Raw genomic sequence first — 15,565 nt, 5'->3', positions numbered from 1 at the left:
CCTTTCTGCCGCGCTTTCGGCGCACGGTGGGCCATGGAACCCCATCTGATCGAATCGAAATACGCTCAGACCGGGAAGCGGCTTCTTTTCATAAAGACATCAGCCATACGAACCACTCCAGATGACGTAATCGGAACAGAACATCCGGAAATCAATTCGTAATTACACGCATTCATCGCGCAAAACTGGTATTACCATTTTCAATACCACAAAGTGCGGAGCAGACCGGTCGCGGCGCCTGGATCATGCTCCCCTTCGCCTCATCCCTCGATGGTATCGGCGAAGGCGCGGGCGAAGCGCACCGCGAGGGCGCGCGCGTCCGCCTGAAGCTCGGCGTTGCTCTTCGGGGCCGCCGCGGCGCTGCGCACGGGAATTTCAATGGTAAGCGAACCCCCGCCGGAATCCTGCTCACGCCAGACGATCCGGGCGAGGACATGATCGGCGTCGAGCGCCTGAAAGATGATGTTGAGGCCTTTGTTCATCTAGACCTCTCTGTCGTCGGGCCGAGGCGCACGGCGCGCACCTGTCGAATGCCATCTGGCGACAGGTCCCTGCGGCAGGTCCAAATGTCGTCGCTTCAAGAATGTCGCCGGCCTCCGGCGCCCCTTTGATCAGGACGGCACATGGCGGACGATGGCCAGATGCCAAGCGCCTGTCTGGGCGCCTGTCCGGCCTGGATCGTCATGGCCGGGCTCGTCCGGGCATGACGGGTAAGTATTCACAAGGAACGCCGTTCTGGCACTCTCTCCTCGCGCGAGGCCGACTTGGCACGCCCAGAATAGTCTAGAAATCAGCCGTGGAGAGACGGTTGAAGTTCTGCTTGCGCCGCGCATAGATGCCGCTGGCGACACTTTCGATCCGCGACCGATTCACGTCGAAGACCTGGAGCGATGCCTCCTCGTCCTGTCCCGCCCGGGGGTTGAACCGCTGCAGCACATCCGCATCCACATGGAACGAGATCTCGAAGGTGGAATCATATCCCCAGAAGGTGACGCAGCGCTTGGATGCGTTGTAGCTGCGGCTGGTGTTGGGAAACTGGAGCGACATTGGAATTCCCCTTTATGGGCTCGGCCGTCTAAGCGGCCGCCACGGAAGAGGGACCCGCGCGGCTCTCCGCCGATTGCTGCCGGTCCTTCAACAGGGCGGCCTCCAGGTCGGCAGCGTCGATGGCGAGGCTTTCGCTCCGGCCCTGTGGCGCTGCGACGGCCGGCGTGTGCAACAGGGTCGCCACGCGCCGGTAGGCGATGAAGGAGAGGCCGAGGATCTGCTCCTCGTCGATCACCACGCGATAGGTTCCAGGCGGGAGCACGCCCTCGGTGCCGCTGATCCGGAAAGGGTGCTCGAACGTGACCATGGTTTCATGGGTGCGAACGTTCATGACGACACCTCAGCTCTTCTTCTTCGGAGGCCCGATTGATACGGGCGTACCCTTGATGAATGAAGGAGCTGCCACAGGTTCTTTTTGCTTCTTCGGCTTCTTGGTTTCGCGATTCCCGCGCAATTGTCCTTTGGCCATTGCCGTCTCCTGCGCCTGGAATTGTGTGCTCGCGTGTGCCGACGATGCCCGCGACCTCTGGGGTGCTCGACTACTGGGACAGCCGACCACTGGGGCGCGCAAGCCGTGGGGCACGCAGGCTGCAAGGCGCCGGGCGCCTTGCAGAAGAATGGTTTACGCATCTCTCACGACAGCTGCCGGTACATCCGCGGTCAGCCACGTGGAAGCGATGCGAAGGCCGGCGATGCCCGATTGACCGGGACGCCGGCCGGAAAGATCAGCTCAGATCCTTGAGCTGGTCGGCCGACAGCTTGCCGCTCTTGCGATCAGTGACGAGCTCGAAGGCCACCTTCTGGCCTTCGCGCAGATCGGACATACCTGCGCGCTCAACCGCGCTGATATGCACGAAGGCATCGCTGCCGCCGGAATCGGGGGTGATGAAGCCAAAGCCCTTCTGGGCGTTGAACCACTTTACGGTTCCCTCAGCCATGGGAAACCCTTTCAAATTTTTGAGTTGTAGCTTGCCGAGCCTTGCCCGGCCGTCGAAATCGCATTTTCTGGCGAGAGATATTGGTTTAGAGCAGAAATCAATCCCGCCTATAGCCAAGTTTTCCGGCTTTCCATCGACGCATCAGCTATGCTCCCAAATGCTGGAAATAGCAATAATATTTTCCATATGGCCATTTCCGCATTTGTCCACATGCCAAGCGCTGCCGAACACGTGCGATGTTTACCTCTCGGCTGTGCAGCCCGCCGGGCCAGCCTTGCGAACAGGAACCCCAGCCGCGCCGCAGCCCCGCGAGACCGGCTGGAGCGGCACCGGGAAACCTTGCAGTGGTGTCACAGTCATGCGGTGATAAGGTGGCCTCTCCGGCAGTGGAGCACCCGTTGAGCCTTCTCCAGATCCGCCACACCACCACCTATCGCTTTCACCGGCCGGTCGCGTTCGGACCCCACCGCCTGATGCTCCGCCCCCGTGAAAGCCGGGACCTGCGCGTGATCTCCAACACCATCACGCTAGCCCCGCAAGCGAGCGTGAGCTGGGCGCACGACGTGTCCGGCAATGCGGTGGCCACCGCGACCTTCCAGGTGGGCGGCGACCTGCTGGTGGTGGAAAGCCTGACCCAGATCCAGCTGGACGCGGTGGCCTGGCCGGTGTTCGACATCGCCGGCTCCGCCCAATCCTTCCCGTTCCGCTATTCCGACGACGAATGGAAGGACCTCGGCGCCCTCGGCACCCCGCAATATCCCGATCCCGGCAACCAGTTGCGCAGCTGGGCCCAGGGCTTCGTGCGCGCGATGCCCACCGACACGCTGTCCCTGCTCAAGGACCTCAGCATGGGCGTCTCCCAGGCCATCAGCTACCAGAGCCGCGACGAGGAGGGCACGCAGGCACCGGTGCAGACCCTGCAGCGCGGCTGGGGATCGTGCCGGGATTTCGCGGTTCTGTTCGTGGAGGCGGCCCGCAGCCTCGGCTTCGGAGCGCGCATCGTGTCCGGCTATCTGCACAATCCCGACCAGAGCTTGGCCGGATCGGCAGGTGCGGGATCAACCCACGCCTGGGGCGAGGCGTTCGTGCCGGGGGCGGGCTGGATCCCGTTCGATCCCACCAACCGCAGCATGGGCGGATCCAACCTCATTCCCGTCGCCGTGGTCCGCGATATCCGCCAAGCCATTCCGGTGGCCGGCAGCTTCATCGGCGACACCCTCGCCTTCCGGGACATGAGCGTGGACGTGCGGGTCTGGTGAGGCGGCGCACCGTCTCACAGGTTCGCTCATGATCGAGCGCTCGCCTCCGGGGCTGCCGGCGCATCCTTGTGATCATGAAGAAAGCGCGCGATGAGCACCTTGAGCTGCACCGGATCATCATGATCGCTGGCGGTCGCCCGCCGGAACAGCGCACGCTGAACGGCGGTCGGCAGGTCGGTCCATTCCTTGACCAAAGCCGCGCCCAAGCATTCGAGAATGTGCCGCTCGCGTTCAGTCAAGGCCGCATGGCGCTGCGCCGACAGATTTGGGGGCACCTGAGCACCACCCTCATCGTCCCAGCGCGAGATAGCCGAGGCCGCATCAGTGCGGGTCGGCTCGATATCTTGGTGATTACTTTCCATCGTGGAAATATATCACAACCCGGACTGCACCACAATTTCCCGATGCCTTCGTTTACGGTACCCCGAAATGGCTCGTTCAAGCGCCAGCCGCGGGGCGGGAACCCGGCGGCTGGCGCTTGAAGCTGTTCGGGCTTTTGGGTCACGCCGGGCCGGCGCGCTTTCGCGATGCCGGCCGCGTGCCGCCGCCTCACTTCAGCTGCTGCTCCACCTTGGCGATGGCGGCGTTAGCGCAGGCTTCGTCCAGCTGCCCGCCCGGCGCGCCGCCGACGCCCACGGCGCCGATGACCTCGTTGCCGGACTTTACCGGCACGCCGCCGGCGACAACGAGAAAACCGTCGATGGCGACGAGCTGCGCGGCAGCCGGCGTCTTCTGGATGTTCTCCACCATGGTCGAGGTGGGAATGCGCGTGGAGGCTGACGTGTAGGCCTTGCGGCGCGCCGCGTCCGGCGTGTGCACGCCAGCATTGTCCGCCCGCGCCAGCGCCCGGATCACCCCGGCGCGGTCCACCACCGCCGCGGTCACGTTGTAGCCCTGGGCCGCGCAGGCCGCGACCGCCTCGCGTGCGATGTCCAGCGCGATGGTGAGCGGCATGTTCTTGTCCTGGAGGACCTGGGCGGACGCTACGGGCACGAGCGAGACCGCGGCCACGGCGGCGAGAAGAAGGCGCTTCATCGTCAATCCCTTTTCTGTGCTGCGGATGTCTTTGGCACGTATGCAATGGCGCCGGATGGAACGGGGCGCCAGGCGCCGGAGCGCAAAGCGGATCAGGGTGGCGGAACCGCGCCGCCACGGCCCCATGCTCTACTGCGCGACGCGCGTCCGCTTAATCCGCGCCTTCACACGGGCGACTAGGTAGGACTACCGAGACGGCGGTGCAGCAATGGACATGCGCACCAGATCCGCCACGGAACTGGTCCCGAGTTTCTCGGCGATGTTGGCGCGGTGGGCGTCGATGGTGCGCGGCGAAACGGCAAGCGCCGCCGCGATCTCCTTGCTCGCCCATCCTCGGCACACCAGGTCCATCACCTCCCGCTCGCGCTCGGTCAGGGTGGCGAGCAGGGCATGGGTTTCCTGCCGCTCCAGCACCTCCTCCAGCACCTTGGCGGCGGCAGCGAGGGCATCGAGCAGCACCTGCTCGTCCACCGGCTTGGTCAGGAAATCCACGATGCCGGCCTTGAAGGCCCGCCGGCAGGCGTTCACGTCGCCATGGCCGGTGATCATGATGGCTGGCCAGTCGATGCCCCGCGCCGTCAGCGCCGCCTTGAGCTGGAGCCCGCTGACCAGCGGCATGCGCAGGTCGATGAGGAGGCAGCCGGGACGCGCCGTGTCCACATGGGCGAGGAAGGTCTCGGGGTCCGCGAAGGTCTCCACCGTCATGCCGCAGGTGGAGAGCAGCAGCGACAGCGCCTGCCGCACCGCCGCGTCATCATCCACGATATAGACGCGCAGGGCCTTCATTGCGCCGCCTCCATGCGCAACATCGCGGCAGGCAGGACGATGACGAAGGCCGCGCCCGTGCTCGCCCCCGTATCCGCGCGGATGGAGCCGCCGGCCCGTTCCACCAGCGTCGCGCACAGGGACAGGCCCAGCCCCATGCCGTCGGCCTTGGTGGTGAAAAAGGGCTCGAACAGGCGTGGCAGAACCGCAGGCGCAATGCCCGGACCGGTATCGGAAACGCGGATCACCACCTGCCCACCGCCGGTCCCGGTGCGGATGACGATCTTCTTCTCGGCCTGCGCCGTGCCATCCAGGCTGTCGACCGCGTTGCGGATGAGGTTGTGCAGCACCTGCTCCAGCTCGATGGGGTCCACCACCGCCTGCGGCAACGCGCGTTCCAGATCCAGCTCCAGGCCGATGCCGCGCTGGGCGAGATCGGTGCGCGCCAACGCGGCGGCATCGACGATCACGGCATTGATGTCGGAGGGGATGCGGGCGGTGGCGCGGTTGCTGATGTAGTCGCGCATGCGCTGGAGCATCTCCCCGGCCCGCTTGGCCTCGCGCACATTGGCCCGCAGCGCCTCGTCGAGCCTCGCGGCATCGCCGCCCGGCGCCGCCAGCCGCAGTGCCGCCTGGCTCTGGCTGAGCAGCGCGGTGAGCGGCTGGGTCAGCTCGTGGGCGATGCCGGAGGCAAGCTCGCCCAGGGCGTTAACCCGCGAAGCGTGGGCAAGACGGGTTTCGCGCTCCAGCAAAAGGCTGCGCTCCTGCGCCTCCCGTGCGGCGGCGCGCGAGCGGCCGGCCTCCCGGCGCTGCTTCAGGGTGTAGCGCAGGGCCAGAAGGCCGATCAGGGACAGGACGGCGAAGAGCAGCACCGGCCCCATTGGCACCCCCTGCGCGAACGCAAGGCTGCGGTTCAGCGACAGCTGCAAGGGCTGGGTCTGGCTGTCGATGACGCGCTCGAAGCGCAGCGTCTCAAGCGCCGCGCTCTCCTGCGGCCCGGCGGTGGCGGTGCGATCCACAAGGTTGTGCCCGCCAAGCTCCAGTCGCAGGCGGGTCGCGGCCGGGCGCTCCTCGCCCTCCACGAGGAGGGCGGGGTCGATCTCCACGATCATGGCCAGCGGACGGCCCGGCCCCCCCGTCCGCTTGCCAAGGAAATAGCGCCCCGGCACCGCGGGATCGGCATAGGCGCGGGCCTCGCCGGGGGCCTGGGCGAACACGCCAGCGGTGAAGGAGGGCAAGGACGAAGCCAGCGCCGCGTCCGGGGCCGCCACAAGGATTTCGCCGGCACCGCCCGCGCCCGGCGCCACGATGCGCACGGAAACGATGCGCGGATAAAAGCGCATGATGGCGAGCGCCACCTGCCGCACCGCCTCGCGCGGCGGCGGATCGGCGGATTGGACCAGCGCCGCGAGGCTGGTGAGGTGGGCATCGTGTTGCGCCACGCGCTGGGAGACGATGCGATGCAGCGCCACGCCAGCCGCGTTCAGCTCTTCACCGGCATGCTGCGTGGCCGAGCGGACGGAAAGCAGCGCAAAGCCGCCCACCGCCCCGATCCACACCAGGACGAGAACCACGATCGACCGGAAGGCAAAGATGCGGCGGCGCACCCCATCTCCCCTGCTGAAAGATCCCGCCGCACCGGATGGCGACGGCGTCGCCTCCATATGGGGCCATTTTCGCTGCCGACGGAAGATCCTCCCCGCCAGCGCGGCGAGTCAGGGATGCTCTGCGGGCTCGAACCCATAGAGGCGGGCCGGATTGGCGACGAAGATGAGCTGGCGGATCGCCTCTGGCACCCGGTCGAATCCGAGCCGCAGTCCCGGGTCGAGATCGTCGGGCATGTCGCGCCACAGTTCCGTGTGGGGCCAGTCGCTGCCCCACAGCAGCCGGTCCGGGCGGCAGGCCATGAGCGCCTCCACGAACGGCGCAAGGTCCGTATAAGGCGTTGCCATGCGGCTGACGCGATACGGGGCGGAGAGCTTCAGCCAGAGATTGCCGGCCGCGAGCAGGGCCAGCACCTCAGCGAACGCCGCGTCCCCCACCGGCCGCGTTGGATCGAGCAGGCCGAGATGGTCCAGCACCACCGGCACCGGGCAGCTTTCCACCAGCGGCGCGAGCGGGGCGCCCTGCCCGATCTCCACCTGAAGCTGGATGTGCCATCCGAGCGGAGCGATGCGGCGGCCCAGCAGCGCCAAGTCCTCCAAAGCAAGCCCTCCGGGATTGCGCCTGTTGACGCGGATGCCCCGCACGCCCGCATGGTGCAATCCGGCAAGGTCTCCGTCGGATATGGACGGGGGCACCACCACCACGCCGCGCAATTGCCCCGGCGCCTGCCGCAGTGTGTCGAGGAGGGCTGAATTGTCCGTGCCGTAGACGCTCGGCTGCACCAGCACCGCCCGGTCGATGCCGAGTGCCGCCATCACCGGACGGTAATCAGCGAAGGGCACCGGATGGGGCGTGTAGTTGCGCGCCACCGCCAACGGATAGCGCGCCACAGGGCCGAACACATGCATGTGCGCGTCGCAGGTCCCCGGCGGCAGCAGTCGCACCGTGGGCAGTGGACCGACCGGACGCGGCGGCAAGCACAGGGGCGCGGCGGCACCCATGCTCAAGACGCATTGTCCGGCTTGCGGACCATGAAGTCGAAATCACATCCCTCGTCGGCTTGAAGCACCGTTTGCGCATAGAGCCGTGCATAGCCGCGCTCGGGCACAGGACGCACCGGCTCGGCCGGGAGGTTCGCCCGCCGCCGGGCAAGTTCCTCATCGTCCACCAGCAGGTCGATGCGGCGGCCGGCCACGTCGAGGCGGATCATGTCTCCGGTCCTCACCAGCGCCAGCGGCCCGCCAATAGCGGATTCAGGCGTGATGTGCAGCACGATGGTGCCGAAGGCGGTGCCGCTCATGCGCGCGTCGGAGATGCGCACCATGTCCTTCACGCCCTGCCGACCTAGCTTCTTCGGGATCGGCAGATAACCCGCCTCCGGCATGCCCGGCGCGCCCTTGGGGCCGGTGTTGCGCAGCACCAGCACATCGTCGGCTGTCACGTCGAGGTCCGGATCGTCGATGCGCGCCGCCATGTCGATGACGGAATCGAACACCACCGCCCGGCCCGTATGCTGAAGCAGGCGCTCTGTCGCCGCCGCCTGCTTCAGCACGGCGCCGCCGGGGGCGAGGTTGCCGTGGAGCACCACCATGGAGCCCTCGGCCTTGATGGGCGCGCTGCGGGGGCGGATGACATCCTGTCCCGGCACATCCTCCGCCGTCGCCACCACCTCGCGCAGGGTGGTGCCGGTGACGGTGGGGGCATCGAGGTCCACGAGGTCGCCGAGTTGGTCCAGCAGCCGCGGCACGCCGCCGGCATGGTGGAAGTGCTCCATGTAGTGCGCGCCGGACGGCTTCAGGTCCACCAGCACCGGCACCTCGCGACCGATCTCGTCGAGAGTCTGAAGAGCGAAGCGGTGCGGCGTGCGCCCGGCGATGGCGGCGAGATGGACGATGCCGTTGGTGGACCCGCCGATGGCCTGCATCACCACCATGGCATTGCGGAAGGCCTTCGGCGTCAGGAGGTCGCTGGGGCGCGGACCGCCCTCCACGGCGAGCTTGGCCGCCACCTTGCCGCTGGCCTCGGCGAGGCGGATCCGCTCGGCATGGGGGGCGGGAATGGTCGCGCTCATGGGCAGGGACAGGCCCATGGCCTCGGTGATGCAGGCCATGGTGCTGGCAGTGCCCATGACCATGCAGGTGCCGACGGAGGGTGCAAGGCGGCCGTTCACCGTCTCGATCTCCACTTCGTCGATCTCGCCGGCGCGATGGGCGCTCCACAGGCGCCGGCAATCAGTGCAGGCGCCCAGCACCTCGCCGCGATGATGGCCCACCACCATGGGTCCCACCGGCACCACCACCGTGGGCAGGTCCACGCTCGCAGCCGCCATGATCTGGGCCGGCAAGGTCTTGTCGCAGCCGCCGATCACCACCACCGCATCCATGGGCTGGGCGCGGATCATCTCCTCCGTGTCCATGGCCATGAGATTGCGCAGGAACATGGAGGTGGGATGGGCGAAACTCTCGTGGATGGAGATGGTGGGAAACACCATGGGCATGGCGCCCGCCAGCATCACCCCGCGCTTCACTGCCTCGACCAAGGCGGGCGCGTTGCCGTGGCAGGGATTGTAGTCCGAATAGGTGTTGGTGATACCGACGATGGGCCGATCCAGCGCGTCGTCCGAATAACCCATGGCCTTGATGAAGGCCTTGCGCAGGAACAGCGCGAAGCCCTCGTCACCGTAGCTGGTCAAGCCCTTACGCAGTCCTCGCGCCATCCGTGTCGCCCTCTTGCCGATCGTCGTCGACCTGGGCGGGACATTCGAGGTACCGCCCCATATTGTCAATAAATTTAGCGCTACATCGCCATATATCCGCTGATATTCGGAATCTTTCGCATTCATTATTGACAATAATGCGAAGCTTCCGCACTCTCCGGCAAAAATCAGAACACGCCACGGGAGGACGGAATGACGAGCGTTCGCAGGATCGGGATGGCCGCCCTGGCGGTTCTGGCGATGGGGGCGGGCCATGCGGCGGCGCAGGAGCCCACCCAGATCACCATGTGGAGCAACTGGCCCGACGAGCCGGCCAAGAAGGACTGGGTGAGTGCCCGCGTCCAGGAGTTCGAGGCGGCCAACAAGCAGTGCAGCGTGAAGCTCAGCTTCATTCCCAAGGCCGACATCTACACCCAGGCCAAGTCCGCGGTGCGCACCGGACAGGCCCCCGACATCTTCTATATGGAGCCGGACCAACCCGAATTCCTCGCCGGCGGCTTCCTGGAGCCCCTCGACGACTACATCAACCTTGCCGGAATCGAGGACTGGGCCAAGCCCGCCTGGACTTCAAAGGGCAAGGTCTATGGTGTGCCGGTGGAGGCCTATACGGTCGAGCTTTACTACAACAAGGATCTCGTGAAGAAAGTGGGCGTGGAGGTTCCGCCCTCCTTCCAGCTCACCCAGGCGGCCTTCGCCGATCTCGTGAAGAAGGGCGTTGCCGCCGGCATCACGCCGGTATCGCAGGGCGTGGGCGACCGGCCCTTCCCGGGCGGGCAGTTGCTGTTCGAATCCCTGCTGCGCAAGCTTGGCAAGGACGATTACGCCAAGCTACTCAACGGCGAACTCTCCTTCAAGGACCCGCGCGTGGTGGAGGTGATGACCTGGGTGAAGGGGCTGGTGGATGCCGGCGCCTATCCTAAGAGCTTCTCCACCCTGAAGCTCGGGGAGTCTCACTTCTACTTCTACAATACGCCCGGCGCCCTCACCTTCCCCGATCCCAGCTGGTTCACCGGCCGCGCTTTCGCCGCGCCCGAGAAGGGCGGCATGCCGGCGGGCTTTCCCCTCGGCATCATGAAGTTCCCCGCCATGGACAACGGCGCGTGCCCCAACTGCAAGACCCTCGCGGTGGCCGGAAGCTTCGTGATGTATTCCAAGGGCAAGAACAAGGACTGCGCCGGCAGGCTGCTGAAATCCATGGCCACCGCCGAGAACGGCACCAAATGGATCGGCCAGGTCTCCCTCCAGAGCGGCCTCAAGTCGGATCCGGCGAAGATCGAAAGCCCGCACAAGGATTATTTCGCCGATCTCATCGCCCGCAACAAGGACGCGGACTATTTCTTCGGCACGCCGCTGCTCTACTACCGGGCGAAGTGCGCCGACACTTACGTCCAGGTGATGAACAACGCCTTCCCCGCCGGCCTCATCACCGTGGCGGAGGCGGGCGAGAAGATGGATGCCGCCTGCCTGAAGAAGTGATCCATGACGGACGCACTGACCTTGAAGCCCGCATCCACCAGCGAGGGGGCGAAAGCCTCCTCCACCCTCGCCGATCCGCGCCGGGCGTCGCGGCTCGTGCTGGCCGTCTTCCTCGGCCCGGGCCTGCTGATCTATGCGGGGCTCACCGCCTATCCGGCGGCGCGCACCATCTATGACAGCTTCTTCCACATCGAGGGGCTGGAGGCGACCTTCGTCGGCCTCGCCAATTACGCAGAACTGATGGGCGACGAAACCTTCTGGGTGGCGGTGCGCAACACCTTCATCTGGTCCTTCGTCGCGCCGTTTCTCGATGTGGCCACCGGCCTTCTTCTGGCGCTGGCGCTCTATGCGGGCGTGCCCTTCGCCCGCTTCCTGCGTGTCGCCTGGTTCACGCCGGTGCTGCTCTCCTACGTGGTGGTCGCGATCCTGTGGATGTGGATCTACAATTATGATTGGGGCGTGCTGAACGCGCTCCTGCGCGCTGTGGGGCTTGAGAGCCTCGCCTCGTCATGGCTCGGCGACCCGAAGCTTGCGCTGGCCTCGCTCATCGTCACCCACGCATGGAAGTGGGCAGGCTTCAACATGGTGGTGTGCCTTGCAGCCATCCATTCGCTGCCACGGGAAGTGTTGGAGGCGTCGGAGCTGGATAATTGCGGCTGGGGCGCCAAGCTGCGCTACGTCATCATCCCCATGCTGCGGCCCACATTGCTCAGCCTCTACATCCTCGCCTTCATCGGCAAGATGAAGATCTTCGACCTGGTCTGGATCATGACGCAGGGCGGACCGCTCTGGGCCACCGAGACCGTCTCCACCTATGTCTACAAGCGCGCCTTCAACTGGAACACCTTCGATCTCGGCTACCCGTCCGCGATCGCCACCGTCTGGTTCCTGGTGGTGTGTGCCTCGGTGCTCATCCTGAACCGGGTGCTCGGTTCCAAGGAACGGCTGGAGTACTGACATGGCCGTGACCACCATCCTCGACCGGGACCCGCACCCCTCGCAGCGCCCCCTGCCACGCCTGTTCGGCCGGGGGGCGCTGGCGCTGGTGCTGGTCGCCTACACCATCTACACTCTCGGCCCGTTCCTGTGGCTCGCCACCATGTCGGTGCGCACCACCGCCGAGATCAGCGCCGACCATTATGCCTGGCCGCGGCCGTTCCACTGGGAGCAGTTCCGCAGCGCCTGGGTGGACTCCGACTTCGCCACCTATTTCTGGAACTCCGCCATGGTGGTGGTGGGCGCGGTGGCGGTAGTGACGCTGGTCGGCGCGGCGGCGGCCCACGCGCTGGCCCGTTACCGTTTTCGTGGCAACCGGCTGATCTATTCCATCCTGTTCTCGTCCATCATCTTCCCGCCGCAGATCACCTTGATCTCGCTTTACCAGATCCTGGTGGACTATAATCTCTACAACAGCCTGTTCGGGCTCTCGCTGGTCTATGTCTCGCTCCAGCTGCCGCTCACCGTGTATCTGCTGGAAGGCTTCTTCGCGCGGATCCCGCAGGACCTGTTCGACGCGGCCAAGATGGACGGCTACGGCGACCTCGAGATCTTCTGGCGCATCGTGCTGCCCGTGGGCATGCCGGCCATCGCCACCACGCTGATCCTGAACTTCATCCAGTTGTGGAACGAGTTCCTGTTCGCCGTGGTGCTCATCACCGATCCCGAGAAGCGCACCCTGCCCATCGGCATCCGCGCCTTCATGGGCGACCATTTCCAGGACATCGGCATGATCGCCACCGGCGTCATGATCTCGGTGATCCCGGTCATCGTCGCCTACGTCTTCTTCTCCGAAAAGCTGATCCGCGGCATGACCGCCGGCGCGATCAAGTGAGGCTTCCATGGCGGTGGTGAAACTCGACAGGATCGTCAAGCGCTACGGCGGCGCTGGGCCGGTGGTGGTGGAGGATGTGGACCTCACTGTCGCCGACAGCGAGTTCATGGTGCTGCTCGGCCCCTCCGGCTGCGGCAAGTCCACGACGCTGCGCATGATCGCGGGGCTGGAGACCATCTCCGGCGGCACCCTCTCCATCAACGGGCGGGTGGTGAACGACGTGCCGGCCAAGGACCGCGACATCGCCATGGTGTTCCAGTCCTATGCGCTCTATCCGCACATGAGCGTCAAGGACAACCTCGCCTTCGGCCTGCGCCGCCGCGCCATCCCGGCCGCCGAGATCGAGCGGCGGGTGATGCAGGTGGCGGACATCCTCGGCCTTGCCGCGCTGCTCGGTCGGCGGCCGGCTGCCCTGTCCGGCGGCCAGCGTCAGCGCGTGGCGCTCGGGCGCGCCATGGTGCGCGAGCCGCAGGTGTTCCTGTTCGACGAGCCGCTGTCGAACCTCGATGCGGCGCTGCGCGTCAACACCCGCAGCGAGATTATCAAGCAGCACAACCGCCTCGGCTCCACCATGATCTACGTGACCCACGACCAGGTGGAAGCCATGACCATGGGCACCCGCATCTGCGTGATGAATGCCGGCCGCGTGGCCCAGATCGGCGCGCCGCTCGATGTCTACTGGCAGCCGGCCAACACCTTCGTCGCCCGCTTCCTCGGCTCCCCGCCCATGAACCTCGTGGAGGCTACGCTGGCCCCCGGCACGCCACGGGCGGAGGCGTCCGGCGTGAGCGCCCCGCTCAGCCGCTGGACACCGGCGGTGTTGGCTGCCCGTACCGGTGGAAAGGTGACGCTGGGCGTGCGCGCGGAAGACCTCAGCATCGAACGCCCCGATGGAGGCGACGCGGCGGGAACCCTGCGCGGGCGCGCCATCGCGGTCGAGCCGCTGGGCGCGGAGACCCTGCTGCTGGTCGCCCTCAACGACGGCACGGAAGTGACGGCGCGACTTCCCCGCCATGTCACCGCCGTGCCGGACCAGGCGGTTGAACTGTTCTTCCGCCCGGAAGCCGCCTACCTGTTCGATGCCGCCACCGGCGAGGCAATCGCACCGCAGGAGAGCGCGACGACAGCCGTGCGCGCCGCCACCCAGCGGAGGACCCATTGATGGCCCGCCCTCTCAAGGTCGGCCTGATCGGCGCCGGCTGGGTCACGCAGCATCATCTGAAGGGCTGGCAGGCGCTGGGCGACGCCGCCAAGGTGGTCGCCATCGCCGATCCCTCCCGCGAGCGGGCGGCGGAGCGGGCGGCCGCATTCGGCATTCCCGCTATCTTCGACAGCGCCGAAGCCATGCTGGCGGCGGGCGGCCTCGATGCGGTGGACATCGCCGCGCCGCGGGCCGCCCATGTGGCGCTGGCGCGCCTCGCGGCCGGCTATGGCCTGCCCATATTGTGCCAGAAGCCGCTGGCCCCGAGCCTTGCGGAGGCCGAGCAGTTGGTGGCCGACATCGGCGGGCGGGTGCGCCTCATGGTGCATGAGAACTGGCGCTTCCGCGCTTATTACCGGCAAGCTGCGGAGTGGCTGCGCGCCGGCCGCATCGGCACGGTGAAAGCCGCCGCTCTCACCCTGGTCACCTCCGGCACCGTGCCCGATGCGCAAGGCCGCCTGACCGCCCTGGAGCGCCAGCCCTTCATGGCCGGGGAGACGCGGATGCTGGTGGCGGAAGTGCTGATCCATCACCTCGACACCCTGCGCATGCTGCTCGGCCCACTGAAGGCGGAGGCCGCCGCCCTCAGCCGCACCTGCCCGGCCCTGCGTGGCGAGGACGGGGCGGTGATCCAGCTCTCCACCGCCTCGGGGGCCGGGGTGAGCGTGTTCGCCAGCTTCGCCGCCCATGGGGCGCCGGCCCAGCAGCAGGACCAGCTCATGATTCTCGGCGAGACCGGGACGATCCGCCTTTCAGGCGCCGAGCTTTCGCTTTCGGGTGCGACGACGCAGCACCTCACCTACGATCCGGAAGCGACCTATCTCAATTCCTACGCCGCCACCATCGGCCATTTCGTTGATTGCCTCGCCACCGGCGCCCCGTTCGAGACCGCGCCGGAGGACAACCTCGAGACCCTGCGGCTGGTGGAGGATTGTTACCGGCTCTCCAGCTTCAAGACCTGCGACAGGAGCGCAGCATGAGCCAAGACCTGCTTCCCACCTCGCGGGCCGACGAGCAGGCGGAGATCCTGCGCCGCGTCGAGGAAGACATTATCTTCGGCCGCCTCGCCCCCGGCTCGCGCCTGGTGGAAGACACGCTGATGGCGCGCTACGGCGCCTCCCGCCACTATATCCGGCAGGCGCTGGTGCAGCTGGAGCGCACCGGCATCGTCAACCGGGAGAAGAATGTGGGCGCCACCGTGCGCTCCTATTCGCCGGAGGAGGTGCGCCAGATCTACGAGGTCCGCGAGATGCTGACCCGGCAGGCGGCCTTGAAGATCCCGCTGCCCGCCCCGCCGGAGCTGGTGGCGCAGTTGAAGGCCATCCAGGCCGACTATGCCCGGCACGCGGAGGCCGGCAACCTGCGCGGCATCCACGAGACCAACGACGCCTTCCACATCGTCCTGTTCTCGGGCTGCGCCAATCCCTATCTCGTGCGGACCCTGCAGGACTACATGGGGCTGACGCTGCCCATGCGCGCGAAGAACCTGGCGGACCGCGACGGGCTCGCCCTGTCGCGACGCCAGCACGACATCATGATCGAGCTGCTGCAGGGCACGGACAGCTGGGCGCTGGCGCAGCTCTGCGTGGACCATATGCAATACAGCAAGGCGGACTATCTGGCGCGCGCCGAACGGGGCGTGCCGGTGACACCCATCGGCCTCGCCGACTGAGCCTCGACAGGCGCGGCGAG

The 15,565-nt window shown here is 66.7% G+C and carries 18 protein-coding genes; 7 read left to right on the top strand and 11 right to left on the bottom strand.

What is annotated here, in order from left to right:
- Window positions 1–260: 260 nt before the first annotated feature.
- The 5 genes from FZ033_RS08135 to FZ033_RS08120 all read right to left on the bottom strand — a co-directional run bounded on the left by FZ033_RS08135 (window position 261) and on the right by FZ033_RS08120 (window position 1,985).
- A complete protein-coding gene (locus FZ033_RS08135) occupies window positions 261–482 on the bottom strand; it encodes a hypothetical protein (protein WP_149575647.1) in 222 nt (73 codons plus the stop codon).
- A 301-nt stretch (window positions 483–783) separates the two neighbouring features.
- Entirely contained in the window at window positions 784–1,047 is a 264-nt protein-coding gene (locus tag FZ033_RS08130; protein ID WP_149575646.1) for a DUF1488 family protein, read from the bottom strand.
- Between the two features lie 28 nt (window positions 1,048–1,075).
- Window positions 1,076–1,378: a hypothetical protein gene (locus tag FZ033_RS08125; RefSeq protein WP_149575645.1), complete on the bottom strand. Its 303-nt coding sequence runs from the start codon at window positions 1,376–1,378 to the stop codon at window positions 1,076–1,078.
- 9 nt (window positions 1,379–1,387) lie between these two features.
- Window positions 1,388–1,516, bottom strand: a complete 129-nt coding sequence (locus tag FZ033_RS24530) for a hypothetical protein (RefSeq protein ID WP_269149857.1) — start codon at window positions 1,514–1,516, stop codon at window positions 1,388–1,390.
- Between the two features lie 256 nt (window positions 1,517–1,772).
- Window positions 1,773–1,985 carry a cold-shock protein gene (locus FZ033_RS08120; RefSeq protein ID WP_012113582.1) on the bottom strand — a complete coding sequence of 71 codons (213 nt, stop codon included), beginning with the start codon at window positions 1,983–1,985 and terminating at the stop codon, window positions 1,773–1,775.
- Window positions 1,986–2,383: 398 nt separating this feature from the next.
- Here FZ033_RS08120 and FZ033_RS08115 point away from each other — a divergent pair, with 398 nt between their 5' ends.
- A complete protein-coding gene (locus FZ033_RS08115; RefSeq protein WP_149575644.1) occupies window positions 2,384–3,244 on the top strand; it encodes a transglutaminase family protein in 861 nt (286 codons plus the stop codon).
- Window positions 3,245–3,270: 26 nt separating this feature from the next.
- Here the strand turns inward: FZ033_RS08115 and FZ033_RS08110 are convergent, their stop codons facing one another.
- From FZ033_RS08110 to FZ033_RS08085, 6 genes are all read right to left on the bottom strand, one after another.
- Window positions 3,271–3,606 (bottom strand): hypothetical protein, encoded by a 336-nt coding sequence (locus tag FZ033_RS08110; RefSeq protein ID WP_149575643.1) that lies wholly within the window; start codon window positions 3,604–3,606, stop codon window positions 3,271–3,273.
- A 187-nt stretch (window positions 3,607–3,793) separates the two neighbouring features.
- Complete coding sequence (locus tag FZ033_RS08105; protein ID WP_149575642.1) at window positions 3,794–4,279, bottom strand: GlcG/HbpS family heme-binding protein; 486 nt, start codon at window positions 4,277–4,279, stop codon at window positions 3,794–3,796.
- A gap of 186 nt (window positions 4,280–4,465) precedes the next feature.
- Window positions 4,466–5,065, bottom strand: coding sequence for a response regulator transcription factor (locus FZ033_RS08100; protein WP_149575641.1), 600 nt, complete (start codon window positions 5,063–5,065; stop codon window positions 4,466–4,468).
- The gene (locus FZ033_RS08095; protein WP_188079377.1) at window positions 5,062–6,651 is read right to left on the bottom strand and encodes a sensor histidine kinase; all 1,590 of its coding nucleotides are present in this window, start codon (window positions 6,649–6,651) and stop codon (window positions 5,062–5,064) included. The genes FZ033_RS08100 and FZ033_RS08095 overlap by 4 nt, the downstream gene beginning before the upstream one ends.
- Before the next feature lie 108 nt (window positions 6,652–6,759).
- Window positions 6,760–7,650 carry an amidohydrolase family protein gene (locus tag FZ033_RS08090; RefSeq protein ID WP_232847390.1) on the bottom strand — a complete coding sequence of 297 codons (891 nt, stop codon included), beginning with the start codon at window positions 7,648–7,650 and terminating at the stop codon, window positions 6,760–6,762.
- A 2-nt stretch (window positions 7,651–7,652) separates the two neighbouring features.
- Entirely contained in the window at window positions 7,653–9,365 is a 1,713-nt protein-coding gene (locus FZ033_RS08085; RefSeq protein WP_149575638.1) for an IlvD/Edd family dehydratase, read from the bottom strand.
- A gap of 192 nt (window positions 9,366–9,557) precedes the next feature.
- On the opposite strand from FZ033_RS08085, the gene FZ033_RS08080 reads away from it, so the two are divergent.
- From FZ033_RS08080 to FZ033_RS08055, 6 genes are read left to right on the top strand one after another with little or no spacing between them, the layout of a single operon-like run.
- Complete coding sequence (locus FZ033_RS08080; RefSeq protein WP_232847380.1) at window positions 9,558–10,841, top strand: ABC transporter substrate-binding protein; 1,284 nt, start codon at window positions 9,558–9,560, stop codon at window positions 10,839–10,841.
- A gap of 3 nt (window positions 10,842–10,844) precedes the next feature.
- Window positions 10,845–11,798, top strand: coding sequence for a carbohydrate ABC transporter permease (locus FZ033_RS08075; RefSeq protein WP_149575637.1), 954 nt, complete (start codon window positions 10,845–10,847; stop codon window positions 11,796–11,798).
- A gap of 1 nt (window position 11,799) precedes the next feature.
- Window positions 11,800–12,672 carry a carbohydrate ABC transporter permease gene (locus FZ033_RS08070; RefSeq protein ID WP_149575636.1) on the top strand — a complete coding sequence of 291 codons (873 nt, stop codon included), beginning with the start codon at window positions 11,800–11,802 and terminating at the stop codon, window positions 12,670–12,672.
- A gap of 7 nt (window positions 12,673–12,679) precedes the next feature.
- Window positions 12,680–13,834 carry an ABC transporter ATP-binding protein gene (locus FZ033_RS08065; RefSeq protein WP_149575635.1) on the top strand — a complete coding sequence of 385 codons (1,155 nt, stop codon included), beginning with the start codon at window positions 12,680–12,682 and terminating at the stop codon, window positions 13,832–13,834.
- Window positions 13,834–14,853 carry a Gfo/Idh/MocA family protein gene (locus FZ033_RS08060; protein WP_149575634.1) on the top strand — a complete coding sequence of 340 codons (1,020 nt, stop codon included), beginning with the start codon at window positions 13,834–13,836 and terminating at the stop codon, window positions 14,851–14,853. Before FZ033_RS08065 ends, FZ033_RS08060 begins: the two co-directional genes overlap by 1 nt.
- Window positions 14,850–15,545, top strand: coding sequence for a GntR family transcriptional regulator (locus FZ033_RS08055; protein WP_149575633.1), 696 nt, complete (start codon window positions 14,850–14,852; stop codon window positions 15,543–15,545). The genes FZ033_RS08060 and FZ033_RS08055 overlap by 4 nt, the downstream gene beginning before the upstream one ends.
- The last annotated feature ends 20 nt before the right edge of the window (window positions 15,546–15,565 follow it).

Origin of the sequence: Xanthobacter oligotrophicus (assembly GCF_008364685.1) — a bacterium.
GTDB classification, from domain to species: domain Bacteria; phylum Pseudomonadota; class Alphaproteobacteria; order Rhizobiales; family Xanthobacteraceae; genus Xanthobacter; species Xanthobacter oligotrophicus.
Note: the sequence above shows the minus strand (reverse complement) of the source record. Positions and strands in the feature narration are given on the sequence as shown.